The sequence below is a fragment of the Streptomyces sp. NPDC055955 genome (genome assembly GCF_042270245.1).
Classification (GTDB): domain Bacteria; phylum Actinomycetota; class Actinomycetes; order Streptomycetales; family Streptomycetaceae; genus Streptomyces.
The window spans coordinates 46,530-61,100 of record NZ_JBHJYS010000032.1 but is presented as its reverse complement, the minus strand read 5'-3'; the positions used below and the strand labels follow the sequence as shown (position 1 = coordinate 61,100).

9 protein-coding genes are annotated in these 14,571 nt (G+C 69.1%); 4 read left to right on the top strand and 5 right to left on the bottom strand.

Features of this window, described 5'->3' with window-relative positions; all coding sequences use genetic code 11:
• Positions 1-178: 178 nt before the first annotated feature.
• Entirely contained in the window at positions 179-1,639 is a 1,461-nt protein-coding gene (locus tag ACFC96_RS41585) for a catalase (RefSeq protein ID WP_376617641.1), read from the top strand.
• Between the two features lie 243 nt (positions 1,640-1,882).
• Here ACFC96_RS41585 and ACFC96_RS41580 read toward each other — a convergent pair whose 3' ends face one another.
• Entirely contained in the window at positions 1,883-2,719 is an 837-nt protein-coding gene (locus tag ACFC96_RS41580; RefSeq protein ID WP_376617639.1) for a DUF1206 domain-containing protein, read from the bottom strand.
• A 315-nt stretch (positions 2,720-3,034) separates the two neighbouring features.
• On the opposite strand from ACFC96_RS41580, the gene ACFC96_RS41575 reads away from it, so the two are divergent.
• From ACFC96_RS41575 to ACFC96_RS41565, 3 genes are all read left to right on the top strand, one after another.
• Complete coding sequence (locus tag ACFC96_RS41575; protein WP_199841850.1) at positions 3,035-3,190, top strand: DUF6131 family protein; 156 nt, start codon at positions 3,035-3,037, stop codon at positions 3,188-3,190.
• A gap of 380 nt (positions 3,191-3,570) precedes the next feature.
• Positions 3,571-6,696 (top strand): glycoside hydrolase family 2 TIM barrel-domain containing protein, encoded by a 3,126-nt coding sequence (locus ACFC96_RS41570; RefSeq protein WP_376617637.1) that lies wholly within the window; start codon positions 3,571-3,573, stop codon positions 6,694-6,696.
• Positions 6,693-8,660, top strand: coding sequence for an alpha-glucuronidase (locus ACFC96_RS41565; RefSeq protein ID WP_376617635.1), 1,968 nt, complete (start codon positions 6,693-6,695; stop codon positions 8,658-8,660). The genes ACFC96_RS41570 and ACFC96_RS41565 overlap by 4 nt, the downstream gene beginning before the upstream one ends.
• A gap of 4 nt (positions 8,661-8,664) precedes the next feature.
• On the opposite strand, the gene ACFC96_RS41560 is transcribed toward ACFC96_RS41565, so the two are convergent.
• From ACFC96_RS41560 to ACFC96_RS41545, 4 genes are read right to left on the bottom strand one after another with little or no spacing between them, the layout of a single operon-like run.
• Positions 8,665-10,692: a beta-galactosidase gene (locus tag ACFC96_RS41560; RefSeq protein WP_376617633.1), complete on the bottom strand. Its 2,028-nt coding sequence runs from the start codon at positions 10,690-10,692 to the stop codon at positions 8,665-8,667.
• Positions 10,689-11,405 carry a hypothetical protein gene (locus ACFC96_RS41555; protein WP_376259675.1) on the bottom strand — a complete coding sequence of 239 codons (717 nt, stop codon included), beginning with the start codon at positions 11,403-11,405 and terminating at the stop codon, positions 10,689-10,691. The genes ACFC96_RS41560 and ACFC96_RS41555 overlap by 4 nt, the downstream gene beginning before the upstream one ends.
• On the bottom strand, positions 11,402-12,904 hold the full coding sequence (locus ACFC96_RS41550; RefSeq protein ID WP_376259677.1) for a xylan 1,4-beta-xylosidase: 1,503 nt from the start codon (positions 12,902-12,904) through the stop codon (positions 11,402-11,404). Before ACFC96_RS41550 ends, ACFC96_RS41555 begins: the two co-directional genes overlap by 4 nt.
• Positions 12,901-14,556: an extracellular solute-binding protein gene (locus tag ACFC96_RS41545; protein WP_376617631.1), complete on the bottom strand. Its 1,656-nt coding sequence runs from the start codon at positions 14,554-14,556 to the stop codon at positions 12,901-12,903. The genes ACFC96_RS41550 and ACFC96_RS41545 overlap by 4 nt, the downstream gene beginning before the upstream one ends.
• Between the last annotated feature and the right edge of the window lie 15 nt (positions 14,557-14,571).

Sequence of the window (14,571 nt, the reverse complement as noted above, 5' to 3'; positions counted from 1 at the left end):
CAGGGGGTGCTGAGCAGGAAAAAAGGCCGAATGAGCGAAGAAGCCGCAGGCTGGATGTGGACCGGTTCGCCCATGTATCCGCCGATCAGCCACGAAGCTTCACCGTTGTGACGCTCCGTAGTCGTGGGTCCGGCCCAGCGGCGCGACGCACACACCGATCGAAAGGCGCACGTAGCTCATGAACGATGTGACAGGCAAGGCGACCACCACGGATGCCGGTGTTCCGGTCGAGAGCGACGAGCACTCGCTCACCGTCGGCGCCGGTGGCCCGATCCTCCTGCAGGACTCCTATCTGATCGAGCAGATGGCGCAGTTCAACCGGGAGCGCATTCCTGAGCGACAGCCGCACGCCAAGGGCAGCGGTGCCTTCGGCCACTTCGAAGTCACCGCGGACGTCAGCGCCTACACGAAGGCCGCGGTCTTCCAGCCGGGCACGCGCACCGATCTGGTGACTCGGTTCTCGACCGTCGCCGGCGAGCGGGGGAGCCCGGACACCTGGCGTGACCCGCGCGGATTCGCGGTGAAGTTCTACACCACCGAGGGCAACTACGACATGGTGGGGAACAACACCCCGATCTTCTTCGTGAAGGACCCGATGAAGTTCCAGCACTTCATCCGCTCCCAGAAGCGCCGCGCGGACAACAACCTCCGCGACCACGACATGCAGTGGGACTTCTGGACCCTCTCACCCGAGTCCGCGCACCAGGTCACGTGGCTGATGGGCGACCGGGGCATCCCGCGTAGCTGGCGCCACATGAACGGCTACACCTCACACACGTACATGTGGATCAACGCGCAGGGCGAGCGGTTCTGGGTGAAGTACCACTTCAAGACCGACCAGGGCATCGAGTTCCTCACCCAGGACGAGGGGGACCAGATGTGCGCGACCGACACCGACTACCACACCCGGGATCTCTTCGAGCACATCCGGGACGGCGAGTACCCGAGCTGGACGCTGCACGTGCAGGTCATGCCGTACGACGAAGCGGCCGCCTATCGCTTCAACCCGTTCGACCTGACCAAGGTGTGGCCGCACAGCGACTACCCGTTGATCGAGGTCGGCAGGATGACTCTCGACCGCAACCCCACGGACCATCACGCCGAGATCGAACAGGCCGCGTTCCAGCCCAACAACCTCGTCCCGGGCATCGGCCCCAGCCCCGACCGCATGCTGCTGGCGCGGCTCTTCTCCTACGCCGACGCGCACCGTCACCGCATCGGTGGCAACTATCAGCAGCTCCCGGTCAACGCTCCCATCGTGCCGGTGAACACGTACTCCAAGGACGGTGCCATGGCGTACCGCATGACCGAGGACCCGGTCTACGCCCCCAACTCCAAGGGTGGCCCGGCGGCCGACACGGGTCGGTACGCGCCGCCGAGCTGGCACGCGGACGGCGACATCACCCGCGCCGCGTACGTCGACCACGCCGATGACGACGACTGGGGTCAGCCGGGCACGTTGGTGCGCGAGGTCCTGGACGACGCCGCGCGCGACCGCCTCGTGGACAACGTCGTCGGACACCTGCTCGACGGGGTGAGTGAACCCGTCCTCGTCAGGGCCTTCGAGTACTGGTCCCACATCGACAAGTCCCTCGGTGAGCGCATCGAGCAGGGCGTGCGAGCCAAGGCGGACGAGTAGGACCCCATGGCGGCGGAGCAGGCCGACCCCGCCCGGAGCGGCACGCAGGGGAAAGCCTGAGCGGACGTCCGGGGCTCCTGTGGCCGGCGTGCGTGAGCTGGACGGGCCGTGTGAACGGTCGACGTCCCCCGCTTGTCGGCTCCCGCGACCGCCTCGGCCCGAAGTGTGCGGGCGGACAGGCCTCGTGACGGCACCGGTCTGTCCGCCCCGCGCGGCTGACCCGCATGGTGCCACCGCGCCGCGTCAGAGCTTGCGCCAGCGGGCGCCGGCCCAGGAGAGCGCCCCGTAAGCCATGAGGCCGAGGGCGATGACCACCAGGAGCCAGGGGCCGGCAGGTGAGTCCGCGAAAGAGCGCAGCGTGTCGTCCATACCCTTGGCCTTGCCGGGATTGTGCTGGACGGCCGCCGTGACGGCGAAGCCACCCGCGACAGCGAACACGACGCCGCGCGCCGTGCCGCCGAACACCCCCAGCACCGTCACCGTCTGACGGACCTTCGGTGACATCGCGGACATCCTGAGGTGTTCCTGGAATGTGCGCCGGAGTGCCCTCACCGCCATCCACACACCGGCCGCGGCCACCGCGACGCCGGCGACGGCGACGATCCACTGGCCTGCCGGCCAATCCAGAGCCTTCGCCGTGACGTCGCGGGAGTCCTCGTCCGAACTTCCGCTTCCGCTGCTCTTGTTGCCGGCGGCGTAGGACAGCACGGAGTACGAGACGAAGCCGTAGAAGACAGCACGGCCCGCGGCCATCGCCCTCTTGTGCGCCTTCTTGCCATCGGGCCCTGTCTGGCCGAACACCGCCTCGGACAGCCTCCACAGGGCCATACCCGCCAGGGCTGCGCCGAGCAGCCAGAGCAGAGCGGCACCGAACGGCTTGCCCGCGATCTCGGCGATGGCTCCGCCCCGGTCCGCCTGCTTGCCGCCCCCGTCCGAGAAGGAGATCCGCAGTGACAGAACGCCGATCAGGACGTAGATGATCCCGCGAGCGACAAAGCCTGCACGGGCTCCTGCCGCAACTGCCTTGCTGTTCGCGGCGCGTCGTGCCTGACCGCGTGCCGCTGCCGATCCTGTAGTCATGTCCACCGTCTGCCCCCACCGCAGGAGTCGACCCCTGACACCTTGCGGAGTCCTGCCTTCCTCGCGACGCCGGTCTTTGCCCCCTGTCACGGCCGCGGAGAGACCTCGGTGAAGGCTGGGCGTGGACCGCCGATGCATGGGCCGGCACGGGGCGGGCACACGGAGCTGGCACGGCAGAGACCCAGCGGCCGCGAGACTCGCCGGTGGCAGGGTCTTCACCAACCCGCTCCCGGCCATGCGGATGGCGGGATGCGGATGCCGTCGGCCGGACAGAGGTCCGGCGCATACCGACGAGACTTGATGAGAGGAATTCCCATGATTGTCCTCGGAGCCATTTTGCTCGTGATCGGCCTGTTGGTCGGCATCTCGTTGCTGACGACGGTCGGCGGTGTCCTCGTCGTCGTCGGTGCGGTGCTCTGGATCCTCGGCGCCAGCGGGCGCACGGTGGGGGGACGTAGGCACTACTTCTGACGTGCGTCGATCGGTGCCACGTAAACGTAGGCACCCTGCACGCTCAGGACAGGCCGAGGCTCTGGGGACCTTCGGGTTCCGCAGGGCCTCGGCCTGCGTTTCCCGTGTGTCCTTGCCTGTTGCCTCTCGCCCCTCGTACCTCTCCGCGCCGATGCGGCGCGCACGAGGGTTCTGCGCCGGGGCGTCGTGCTCCCGGGCGGGAGCAGCTTCCGCACGGGCACGAGCTCCTCGCCCGCGCCGTGGCGGAAAGCCTCACAGGCAACAAGTTCCTCGACACCATATTTGGTAAGGCCCTTGACTAATCATGGGCCGAAGCCGAAAGAATCAGTCCGCTCAAGTTGCTTTCTGGTGAGTGGTGTTGGCTTCGAGGGGACTCGTTCATGCATGTCACCCGTAGAACAGTGCTGGCCGCGAGCGCGGCCGGCTCCATGGCCGGGACGTTCGCGCTGCCCGCGCCCGGTGCGGTCGCCGCCGACCGCACCGGACCCGTCGGCCGCCGCACCGTCGGCCTCGACGACGGATGGCGGTTCGCGCTCGTCAGCCCCGACGCCATCACCGATCCGACGGGAGCCTACGCGGACGCCGAACAGCCCGGGTTCGACGACGCGGACTGGCGGATGGTCGCCGTCCCCCACGACTGGAGCATCGAGCAGACCCCCACGACGGAACACAACACGACCAGCGGCACCGGCTTCCTGCCCGGTGGACTCGGCTGGTACCGAAAGAAGTTCACCGTCCCGGCCGCCTGTGCGGGCAAGCGGATCTCCGTCGAGTTCGACGGCGTCTACATGGACGCGAACATCTACGTCAACGGCGAACTCGTCGGCAACCACCCCTACGGCTACACCGGGTTCGCCCACGACATCACCGACCTGCTGCACGTCGACGGCGCCACCGCCAACGTCCTCGCGGTGGAAGTCCGCAACCGGCTGCCCAGCAGCCGCTGGTACTCGGGCAGTGGCATCTACCGCCGCGCCCGCCTGGTGATCACCGAACCGGTGCACGTGCAGCGCTGGGGCACTTTCGTGACGACGCCCGACCTCGCCGCCACGCTCGACAAGGGATACGCGACAGTCGACATACGCACGGCCGTCGTGAACGACTCGGGTGAGACCGCATCGGCCGTGACCGTCGTCTCCACCGTCCGCGACGCCAAGGGCCGCCGCGTCGCCCGCACCGAATCCGTACTCAAGGACGTCGGGCCCGAACCGGCCACGGCGCACAGTCACATGACCCTCCACAAGCCGCAGTTGTGGTCCATCGACACTCCCGGACACCGCTACACCCTGGTCACCGACCTGCGTGTGGACGGCCGCACCGTCGACACCCACCGCACCCGCTTCGGCGTACGGCACGCGACCTTCGATCCGGACAAGGGTTTCTCGCTCAACGGCACCCACGCCAAGCTCAAGGGTGTCGACCTCCACCACGACCTCGGCGCGCTCGGCGCCGCCGTCCAGCCCGACGCCGTCCGCCGCCAGCTGACGATCATGAAGTCCATGGGCGTGAACGCGCTGCGCACGTCCCACAATCCGCCCGCGCCCGAGGTGATCGGGGCCTGCGAAGACCTCGGCATCGTCATGCTCGTGGAGGCATTCGACTGCTGGCGCACCGGAAAGAACCGCTACGACTACGGCCGGTTCTTCGACGCCCACAGTGACGCCGACATCGCCGAAATGGTGCACGCCGCCCGCAACTCGCCCGCCGTCCTGATGTGGTCGATCGGCAACGAGATACCGGACTCCACCCGCGCCGAAGGGGTGGAGATGGCGCGGCGGCTCGTCGCCGGCATCAAGGCCCTCGACACGACCCGGCCCGTCGTCATCGGCTCCGACAAGTACCGCTCGCTGCCCGCCGCCGGGTCACCGGCGGACCTGATCCTGGCCGAGCTGGACGGCCTCGGCCTCAACTACAACACCGCCGCGTCCGTCGACGCGCTGCACGCCCGCTACCCGCACCTGTTCCTCTTCGAGTCCGAGTCGTCGTCGGAGACCTCCACCCGCGGCGCGTACCAGGAGCCCGAGCACCTCAACACCGGGGAGAACCACACCCCGGGCCGGCGCGCCACCTCCTCGTACGACAACAACCTCGCCTCCTGGACGATGAGCGGCGAGTACGGCCTGAAGAAGGACCGCGACCGGCGCTTCCTCGCGGGCGAGTTCCTCTGGTCCGGCATCGACTACATCGGCGAACCGACCCCGTACGACGTGTTCCCGGTGAAGGCGTCGTTCTTCGGCGCGGTCGACACGGCCGGGTTCCCCAAGGACATGTACCACCTCTTCCGCAGCCAGTGGACCGACGAGCCGATGGTGCACCTGCTGCCCATGGACTGGACCACGCACCGGCCCGGCCAGGAGGTGGAGGTGTGGGCGTACGCGAACGTCGCCGAGGTCGAACTCTTCCTCAACGGCCGTTCGGTGGGCGTGCGTTCCTTCGACGCGAAGAAGACCACCGACGGCCGCGCCTACCTGGAGACCACGGAAGCGACGCATGACGACAGGACGGTCACTTCCGGTCCCTACCCCGGCAGTTACACGTCGCCGAACGGCAGCGCCGGGAAACTGCATCTGTCGTGGAAGGTTCCCTACGCGGCAGGCGAGCTGAAGGCCGTCGCCCGAGCCGGCGGGAAGGTCGTGGCGACAGACGTGCTGCGCACCGCAGGAACGCCGCACAGCGTGCGGCTGACCGCCGACCGCGGGTCCCTCGCAGCCGACGGTCGTTCGCTGGTCTTCGTCACGGCCGAGGTCGTCGACGCGCGCGGCGTGGTCGTCCCCGACGCCGAGCACCTCCTCGAATTCACCGTGAAGGGCGGTGCGCTGGCAGGCCTCGACAACGGCAGGCAGGAGAGCGCCGAGCGGTACCAGGCCAGCACGCGCACCGCCTTCCACGGCCTCGCGCTCGCCATGGTGCGGGCGGGAACCGAGCCGGGATCGCTGACCGTCACGGCCGCCGCCGACGGGCTGCGCTCAGGCAAGGTCTCCGTGCGGGTGGCAGGACCGGCGGGCGGGCCCGTCACGCCGGCCGACCCCTTCGCCCCCGACCCCGGTCCCGGAGCCACCGCGTACCCCCTCGCCGACGCGAGTTACTCCGGCGCGACGGGCACTCTCCCCGCCGCCATGCTCGACGGGGACCCGGCCACCCAGTGGTCCAACTCCTTCCAGAAGGCGGCCACCGCCCTGCTGCCCGCCTTCGACGGCGCCCGGCCCACCGACTGGGTGTCGGTGGCATGGGCACAGGAGCGCGAGATCGGCCGGGTCGAAGTCTCCTTCACGGTCGACGCGAAGCACTCTCTGCCCGCCTCGGTCGACGTGTCCGTATGGGACGGAAAGGGCTACGTCGCCGTGCACGACGCCGACATCGACTGGGCAGCGACCTCCGGTGAGCCGACCGTCATCACCTTCGACGCGATACACGGCAGCCGCCTCCGGCTGGACCTGACCAGCGACAGGCCCGGGGAACCCGCCGGAGCGTTCGGCATCGCCGCGCTCGATGTGGCCGCGTCGTGACCGGACCGAACACCATCGACCCCGCATGGCTGCCCGACGCGGCGCTGCGCGGCATCGGATCACGGCGCGTCACGGTCGAAGGAGAAGGGCCGCTCGTCGACACCCTGCGGGCCGAAGTCGCCCACGCACAAGACAAGTTCGCCACCTCGCCGACCGACGGACACGTCGCATTCCGACTCGACGCCGAAGCCGACACCGGCCCCGAGGGTTTCACCCTCACGCGGTCCGGCGGACGCACCACCGTCACGGCTGCAGCAACTGCCGGCCTCCTGTACGGCTACTTCCACGTCGTCCGCCTCGGTGCCGCCGCGTTCACCGACGCCCCCGAGCAAACCCACCGCCCCGCCCTCTCCCGGCGCATGCTCAACCACTGGGACAACATCGACGTCCACCCCGTGATGGGCCAGGTCGAGCGCGGCTACGCGGGCGGCTCGCTGTTCTGGGACGACGGACGGCCGCGCGGGGACCTCGGCCGTGTCCGCGCCTACGCACGCCTCCTCGCGGCATGCGGGATCAACGCCGTCTGCGTCAACAACGTCAACGTCCATGCGACCGAGGCCCGACTCCTCACCGACCGCATCGACGAAGTGGCAGCCATCGCCACGGAGTTCCGGGCATACGGCATCAGCGTCCACCTCTCCGTGAGCTTCGCCGCCCCCGTCGTCCTGGGCGGGCTCAGCACCGCCGACCCGCTCGACCACGGCGTACGGGACTGGTGGCGCACGGCCGCCGACCGCGTGTACGCACACATCCCCGACTTCGGCGGCTTCGTCGTCAAGGCCGACTCCGAAGGACAGCCGGGGCCGTTCGCCTACGGCCGCAGTCACGCCGACGGCGCGAACCTGATCGCCGACGCACTCGCCCCGCACGGCGGCACCGTCCACTGGCGGGCCTTCGTCTACAACCACACCCAGGACTGGCGCGACCGGAGCACCGACCGGGCGCGCGCCGCGTACGACCACTTCGCACCGCTCGACGGCCGCTTCAGGGACAACGCGGTGCTCCAGGTCAAGCACGGACCGATGGACTTCCAGACCCGCGAACCCGTCTCCCCGGTCATCGGCGCGCTGCCCCGCACCCGGGTCGCCGTCGAACTGCAGGCCACCCAGGAGTACACCGGGCAGCAGCGGCACGTGTGCGCGCTCGCACCCATGTGGGCCGAGGTCCTCGGCTTCCGACCCGAGGGTGACGACGGCCCGACCGTCGGCGGGCTCGCCGGCAGCGGCGGACTCGTGGCCGTCTCGAACGCCGGAGCCGACCCATACTGGACCCGGCATCCGCTCGCCCAGTTCAACCTGTACGCCTTCGGCCGCCTGGCGTGGCAGCCGGACGCCAAGCCCCAGCAACTCCTGGACGAATGGATTGAGTTGACCTTCGATCCGGAGGAAACCATCGACCCCGAAAGGCTTCGCTCCGGCCTCCACGCGGTACTGCGCGACTCCTGGGCAACGTACGAGAAGTACACCGCGCCGCTCGGCGTCGGCTTCATGGTGCAGCCCGGACACCACTACGGGCCCAGCGTCGACGGATACGAGTACAGCCCCTGGGGCACCTACCACTTCGCCGACCGCGACGGCATCGGCGTCGACCGCAGCCGCGCCACCGGCACCGGATACGCGGCGCAGTACTCCAAACCCTGGTCGCAGACGTACGAGACGCCCGAGAGCTGCCCCGACGAACTACTCCTCTTCTTCCACCACGTCCCGTACGGCCACGTCCTGCACAGCGGCACGACAGTGATCCAGCACATCTACGACACCCACTTCGAGGGCGTCGAGGAGGCCGAGGCGGCACAGCGCGTGTGGGCGTCGCTGGCCGATCTGGTGGCGCCCGCGCGGCACGCCCGGGTGGCCGAGCTGTACGAGGAGCAGCTGAACAGCGCCCGAGAGTGGCGGGACCACGTGAACAGCTACTTCCTGCGCAAGTCCGGGATCCCGGACGCGGGCGGGCGCCGCATCCACTGACGGATCAGGCGACCCGCAGAACGCACACGCCCAGCGGGTCGAGCCCGAGGGCCTCGCCGGGCTCATACGCCTTGCCCGTCAGGAGGTCCGTCGCCGATTCGTGGACCGTCAACTCCGTCGCCTCGCCAGTGTGGTTGAGGAGGAACAGCAGACGTGTCCCGTCGAGGGCGACGCGGTTCGCCGTCTCCACCCCGGCCACCTCGGCGTACGGACCGACGAGACCGTGCCGGGCGAGCACCCGGCCCACCACCAGGTCCGTCCCCGCGTCATCGAGCAGCGTCCCCACGTACCAGCCCTCGCCGCCGCCGTCCCCGAAACGGTTGCGGGTGACGGCCGGTGTCCCCGCATAGAAGTCGGAAACGTACGTGGCAACGGGCTCGGCCCCCTGCGGCACCACCAGCTCGAAGACCAACCGGGCCGGTGCACGCACGCCGCTGAAGTCGACCGGGTTCGTCACCTCCCTCGCCCGGGAGTCCCATTCGTCGACCCGGACACCCATCAGCGGAGCGAGCGGACCCGGCACATCCGTGAGAAACGCGCGGTCGTGCTCGTCGCCACGCCCCGACAAGAACGTCGTGAGCACCGTCCCACCCCGCTCCGCCACCTCCTCAAGCCGTGCCGCCAAGTCCCCCTTCACCAGGTGCAGCAGGGGCGCCAGGACCACGTCGTACGCCGACAGGTCCGCCGTCACCGGGACGACGTCGACGTCCGCGCCCGCCGCGCGCGCGGCACGGTAGTAGGAGTGCACGACATCCTGATAGCGCACCAGCCGCGACGGGCCGTCCGACATCTCCAACGCCCACCAACTGTCCCAGTCGAAGAGCAACGCCGTCCGGGCGGGCGTACGGGCACCCAAGGTCGCCCCGCCCGCCTGCCCCAACTCCCGCCCCAGCTCAGCCACTTCACGGAAGACTCGCGTGTCGTCACGGCCCGCGTGCCCGATGACCGCACCGTGGTACTTCTCGCACGCTCCGCGCGAGGCCCGCATCTGGAAGTACAGGACCGCGTCCGCGCCGTGCGCCACCGCCTGCCAGCTCGCGAGACGCAGCTCGCCCGGCCTGCGCAGCGGATTGACATCGCGGCAGGCCGTCGTCGACGGCGTCTGCTCCATCAGCCAGAACGGGGCGCCGGCCTTGAGACCCCGCATGAGATCGTGAGCCAGCGCCGACCAGGTCGGTGGCGCATCCAGCGGCGGATAGCTGTCCCAGGACGCGAAGTCGAGATGTGGCGCCCAGCGGTGATAGTCCAGCGGCCGGTACATACCCATGAAGTTGGTCGTCACGGGCGTGTGCGGACTGCGGGCGCGCACCGCCTCCTTCTCGGCGACGAAGCAGCCGAGCAGCGCGTCCGTGGTGAACCGGTGGTAGTCGAGCGTGATGCCCTGGAACGCCGTGTGGTCCGGACCTCGCCAGTGCTCGGTCAGCGCGCTCGGCGGCTCGATCTCGGACCAGTCCGTGTAGCGGTGCGACCAGAAGGTCGTCCACCACGCGTCGTTGAGCGCACCCAGTGAGCCGTACTTCTCGCGCAGCCAGCCACGGAACGCCTCCGCGCACAGATCGCAGTAGCAGGCTCCGCCGTACTCGTTGTTGATGTGCCAGGCGAGCAGCGCCGGATGGTCCGCGTACCGCTCGGCGATCCGTCCCGCGAGCGCCGTGGACAGTCGACGGTACGCGGGGGAGCTCGGGCAGAAGTTGTGCCGCTGCCCGTAGCCGTGCCGGCGGCCCTCGAAGTCGGTGCGGTTCACCTCCGGGTGCGCCTTCGCGAGCCAGGGCGGCACCGCGGCCGTGCCGGTGGCGAGGACGACGCGCCGCCCCTCGGCCGCCGCCCGGTCCACGATCCGGTCGAGGACCGTGAAGTCGTAGGTGTCCGGCGCGGGCTGGAGCAGCGACCACGCGAACACACCCACCGTGAGCGTGTCGATCCCGGCCCGGGTGAACAGCCGGTGGTCGGCGTCCCAGACCTCCTCGGGCCATTGCTCGGGATTGTAGTCACCGCCGTAGGGGATGCCGGGGGTGGCGGGCACGCCGTTCATGCGGTGAAGTCCTCCTGGGTCTCGGCGATGATCGGGCGGCTGGTGTGCAGCAGTGACAGGAGCAGCACCGGAGCTAGTAGCAGGGGCAGTGCCTCGGTCCACCACACGGTGGCCGCGGTCGTGACGACGAGGAGACTGGCCGCGCCGAGCGTGGCCCGTCCGTGCCGCAGCAGGTAGTACCCGGCGAGCCGCGCCGTGTCGACGGTGCGGAAGGTGAACAGGGCTGTCAGGACCAGCGCGTGTGCGCCCCAGAGCAGCGCGCCCACGCCGATGACCCCGAGCAGGACCGCCCACCAGCCGGGGAGGCCCGTCGCGGCGAAGTGGGTGAGGCTGTACGCGATGAGGGTCAGCCAGGCCAGCAGCGGGAGCCATATCCGCAGCGCCGGGGCGGAGTTGAGGCGCAGCCCGCGCAGATAGGAGCGGGCCGGGCGCAGTTCCGTCAGGTCGTGACCGCGGTGGTGCAAGGCGTAGAGGGCGGCGGACAGGGCCGGGCCGAGCGGAGTGAGACACAGCGCGGCCAGCGGCAGGTTCGACGGGTCCGTGCCGAGGAACAGCAGGCCGAGCAGGCCGGGCGCGAGGGTGAGGAGCAGCAGGCCCTCGACGGTGAGGAGGGTGTGGATGAGGGCGCAGGCCCGCGACAGGGGTCCGTCGCCGAAGAGGCGGGCGGTGCGCGGCAGGGTGGTCCCGGCGGAGCCGGTCTGTGCGGCGCTCATCCGGGTCCCCTGCCCCCGAGAATCCGGTCCTCGTCCCACCAGTCGGGCGATTCCTCGATCACGGCGCTGAGTTCGACCAGCGTCACTTCGTTCCTTTCCAGCGTGAGGTCGACGTCGGCTCTGAAGTCGGCCGTGGGCAGGCGGAGATGGGACCGGGATGGCTCCGCGGCCTCGTGCAGCACGTCGAGCTGGTGCGGGCGTGGGGAGCGGGGGCTGCCCATCCGGCGCCATGCCGTGTACGCGTTGCCGCGTTCGTCGTCGACGCTGGAGCGGCGCAGGAAGGCCGTGCCGCGCTCGGCGTCGCCGACCGGGACGGAGAGCCGCAGCGTGTGACGGCCGGTCCCGGGCGGTGCCCACGCCAGGACGGTGACCCGTCCGTCGGGGTGCCGGGTGACGAGATGGTCGTCGCCGCGGGCCAGCACGTCGCGGCCCATACGGGCCATGAAGGCGTACAGGTGGTAGGTGGGCTTTCTGACCTGGCGGTGCGTCAGGAGTCCGAAGCCGCCGTGGAACAGCGCCGTCGGGACCCCCACCTCCTCGAACATGTCGCTGAAGGTCCAGTACGAGAAGGAGTCCACCAGGTCCCCGCCGGCCGCCAGGACCGGGGCCAGGTACGCGGCGTGGAAGGCGGTGTCGTGGATCGGGTTGTCCGGGCGGTAGGAGGAGTTGAACTCCGTGATGTGGACCGGGAGGTCGGCGAGTGACGTGCCCTTCAGTTCGCGGCGCGGAGCCTCGAACTGCGCGAGGAGACGCTCGGCCGGGGCCAGGGTCTGGTACGTCCCGAACGGGACGGGCTGCGCGGGTCCCGAGGTGTACGCGTGGCGTGACACGAAGTCGACCGGAAGGCCCCGCCGCTCCACGAACTGGGCGAACCGGGCGAGCCAGCCCTCGTCTGCGCCGGGTGACAGGGCGGGCCCGCCGACCTGGAGCGAGGCGTCGACGTCTTTCACGGCGTGTGCTGTCGCCTCGTACAGCCGGTGGTAGGCCGTCTCGTCGGCGCCCTGCCAGAAGTCCGGGAGATCCGGCTCGTTCCACACCTCGACGGGCCAGCCGCGTACCTCTTCCAGGCCGTAGCGGTCCACGAGGTGGGTCATCGTCGCGCGTACCAGGTCCGCCCACTCCCGGTGTGAGGAAGGTGGGGTCACGTTGCCCTGCCACCAGAAGACCGTCTGTGCGCCGGACGCCAAATCGCCGGGCATGAAGCCGAGTTCGAGGAAGGGGCGGATACCGAGTTCCAGGCAGGCGTCGATGACCTGATCGACGTAGGTGAACGCATGATGCACTCGTCGGGCGCCCTGCCACACGTAGGGCCGGTACACGCCCATCCCGTCGCTGAACAGGCCGTGGCCGCGGATGTGCCGGAAGCCGATCTCCTTCTGGATCAGGGCCAGGGAGTCCTGGTAGTCGCGCCGTAGGGCGAGCTCCAGGCGGCCCGTGCCGACGCACGCCCGCCATGCTTCGGAGAGCTCGCCCTGCGACTCGGCAGGGACCCGGATCATCCGTTCTCCTTCTTGTACCGCTCGTAGGCCTTGTTGTGCAGATCCACGAGTTGCTGCATGTTCTTGGCCTTGAGTTCGGCGACGTAGTCGTCCCATTCGGACAGTGGCCGCTTGCCGAGAGCGAACTTGAGGGTGTTCTGGTTCATGTGGTCCGTGAGGGGCGTGTCCCAGAGCGAGGCCTGCTCCTGCTCCGCGGCCCGCAGCGGGTGTGCCGGGGCGATGGGCATCTGCTCGCGCAGTGCCATGACGTCCTGGAACTTCTTCTCGTCCGGGCTGAAGGAGGAGGACACCAGCTCCCAGCTGCCGCCGTAGGTGAAGACGCCGTTGAAGAAGCCGTAGTCCTTCTGCAGGTCCTTCGGGGCCTTGGGGTCGGAACCCATGAGGCTGATGCCGGGCTTCAGCTTGTACTGACTGCCGGACTTCGTGTAGGTGACCCCCTCGACACCCCACTTGCAGAACGTCTGGCCCTCGTCCGAGTAGAAGAGCCAGTCCGTGAACTGCATCAGCGCGACGAAGTTGTCGCTCTTGAGCGCCTTGCTGGAGATCATGAGACCGTTCTCCATGCGGATGCCGTCGATCACGACCTCACCGGCCGGGCCGATCGGCACCGGAATCATCTCGATCTTCGCGCCCTTGACTTGCCGCTCCAGGTTGTAGCGGTACTTCTGCACCAGCTCCTGCGGGTTGGCGCTGATCGCGAAGGATTTCTGGGCCAGCAGCTTCTTCACCGCGTCGTCATCGGTCTGGGTGAAGCTCTCGGGGTCCATCAGCTTCTCGGCGACCAGCTTGCGCAGATACGCGAGGACCTGCCGGAACTCGTCCATGGCCCCGGTGAAGACGAACTTCTGTGCTTTCGCGTCGAAGCTGATGTTCTGGTAGTTCCAGCCGGCCCGGACGCCGTACGCCTGCCCGAGATAGCCCAGGAGGGCGCCCGCGGGGAAGACCGTGTTGGTGCTCCAGCGGTCGGAGAGGGGGTAGCTGTCGGGGTGCTCCGCCTTGATCGCCTTGAGGACGTCGTACACCTCGTCCCATGTCGTCGGCAGGCTCACGCCGATTTTGTCGAGGACGTCGGTGCGGAAGGACAGCGAGTATCCGGACTTGGGCTTCTCGTGGAGCCCGGGCAGCAGGTAGTACTTGCCGTCGGACTGGCGGATGGAGTCGAGCTCGGGCTCCAGCTTCCACCGCTTCACCTTGTCCTGGAAGTTGGGCATCAGGTGCACGTACTCGCTGACCGGCAGGATCGCGCCCGACGAGACGAACGCGACCTCGGAGGGGTGGTACGTCTTCGGGATCAGGAAGGGGGCGTCACCCGAGCCGATCAGCAGGCTGCGCTTCTTCTCGTAGTCGCTCAGCGGGACGTCGACGGGCTGCAGTGTGATGCCGGTGCGCTTGGTGACCTCCTTCCAGAAGAGCCAGCCCTTCTTCAGCGGGTATGTCGGGTTGTCGTTGTGCAGGACGGAGAAGGACAGCGCTCTGGTCGCCTTGAACTGCTCGCCGGCGTCGTACTTCTTCATGGCGCCGTTCTGCTTCTTCGACAGGTCCTTGCTGTCGCCGCCGTCGTCACCGCTGCCGCAGCCGGTGAGTGCGGCGAGTCCGGCGAACCCCGCCGCGGCGAGCAGCGACCTTCTCGACAGCTGGCCCGTGTTCGTCACGTGAACTCCCAAGTC

Bases quoted from the DNA above. Each gene is read 5' to 3' on its own strand.
- ACFC96_RS41550 (WP_376259677.1), bottom strand. From the start codon at position 12,904: ATGATCCGGGTCCCTGCCGAGTCGCAGGGCGAGCTCTCCGAAGCATGG.
- ACFC96_RS41585 (WP_376617641.1), top strand. From the start codon at position 179: ATGAACGATGTGACAGGCAAGGCGACCACCACGGATGCCGGTGTTCCG.
- ACFC96_RS41570 (WP_376617637.1), top strand. From the start codon at position 3,571: ATGCATGTCACCCGTAGAACAGTGCTGGCCGCGAGCGCGGCCGGCTCC.
- ACFC96_RS41580 (WP_376617639.1), bottom strand. From the start codon at position 2,719: ATGACTACAGGATCGGCAGCGGCACGCGGTCAGGCACGACGCGCCGCG.
- ACFC96_RS41575 (WP_199841850.1), top strand. From the start codon at position 3,035: ATGATTGTCCTCGGAGCCATTTTGCTCGTGATCGGCCTGTTGGTCGGC.
- ACFC96_RS41555 (WP_376259675.1), bottom strand. From the start codon at position 11,405: ATGAGCGCCGCACAGACCGGCTCCGCCGGGACCACCCTGCCGCGCACC.
- ACFC96_RS41560 (WP_376617633.1), bottom strand. From the start codon at position 10,692: ATGAACGGCGTGCCCGCCACCCCCGGCATCCCCTACGGCGGTGACTAC.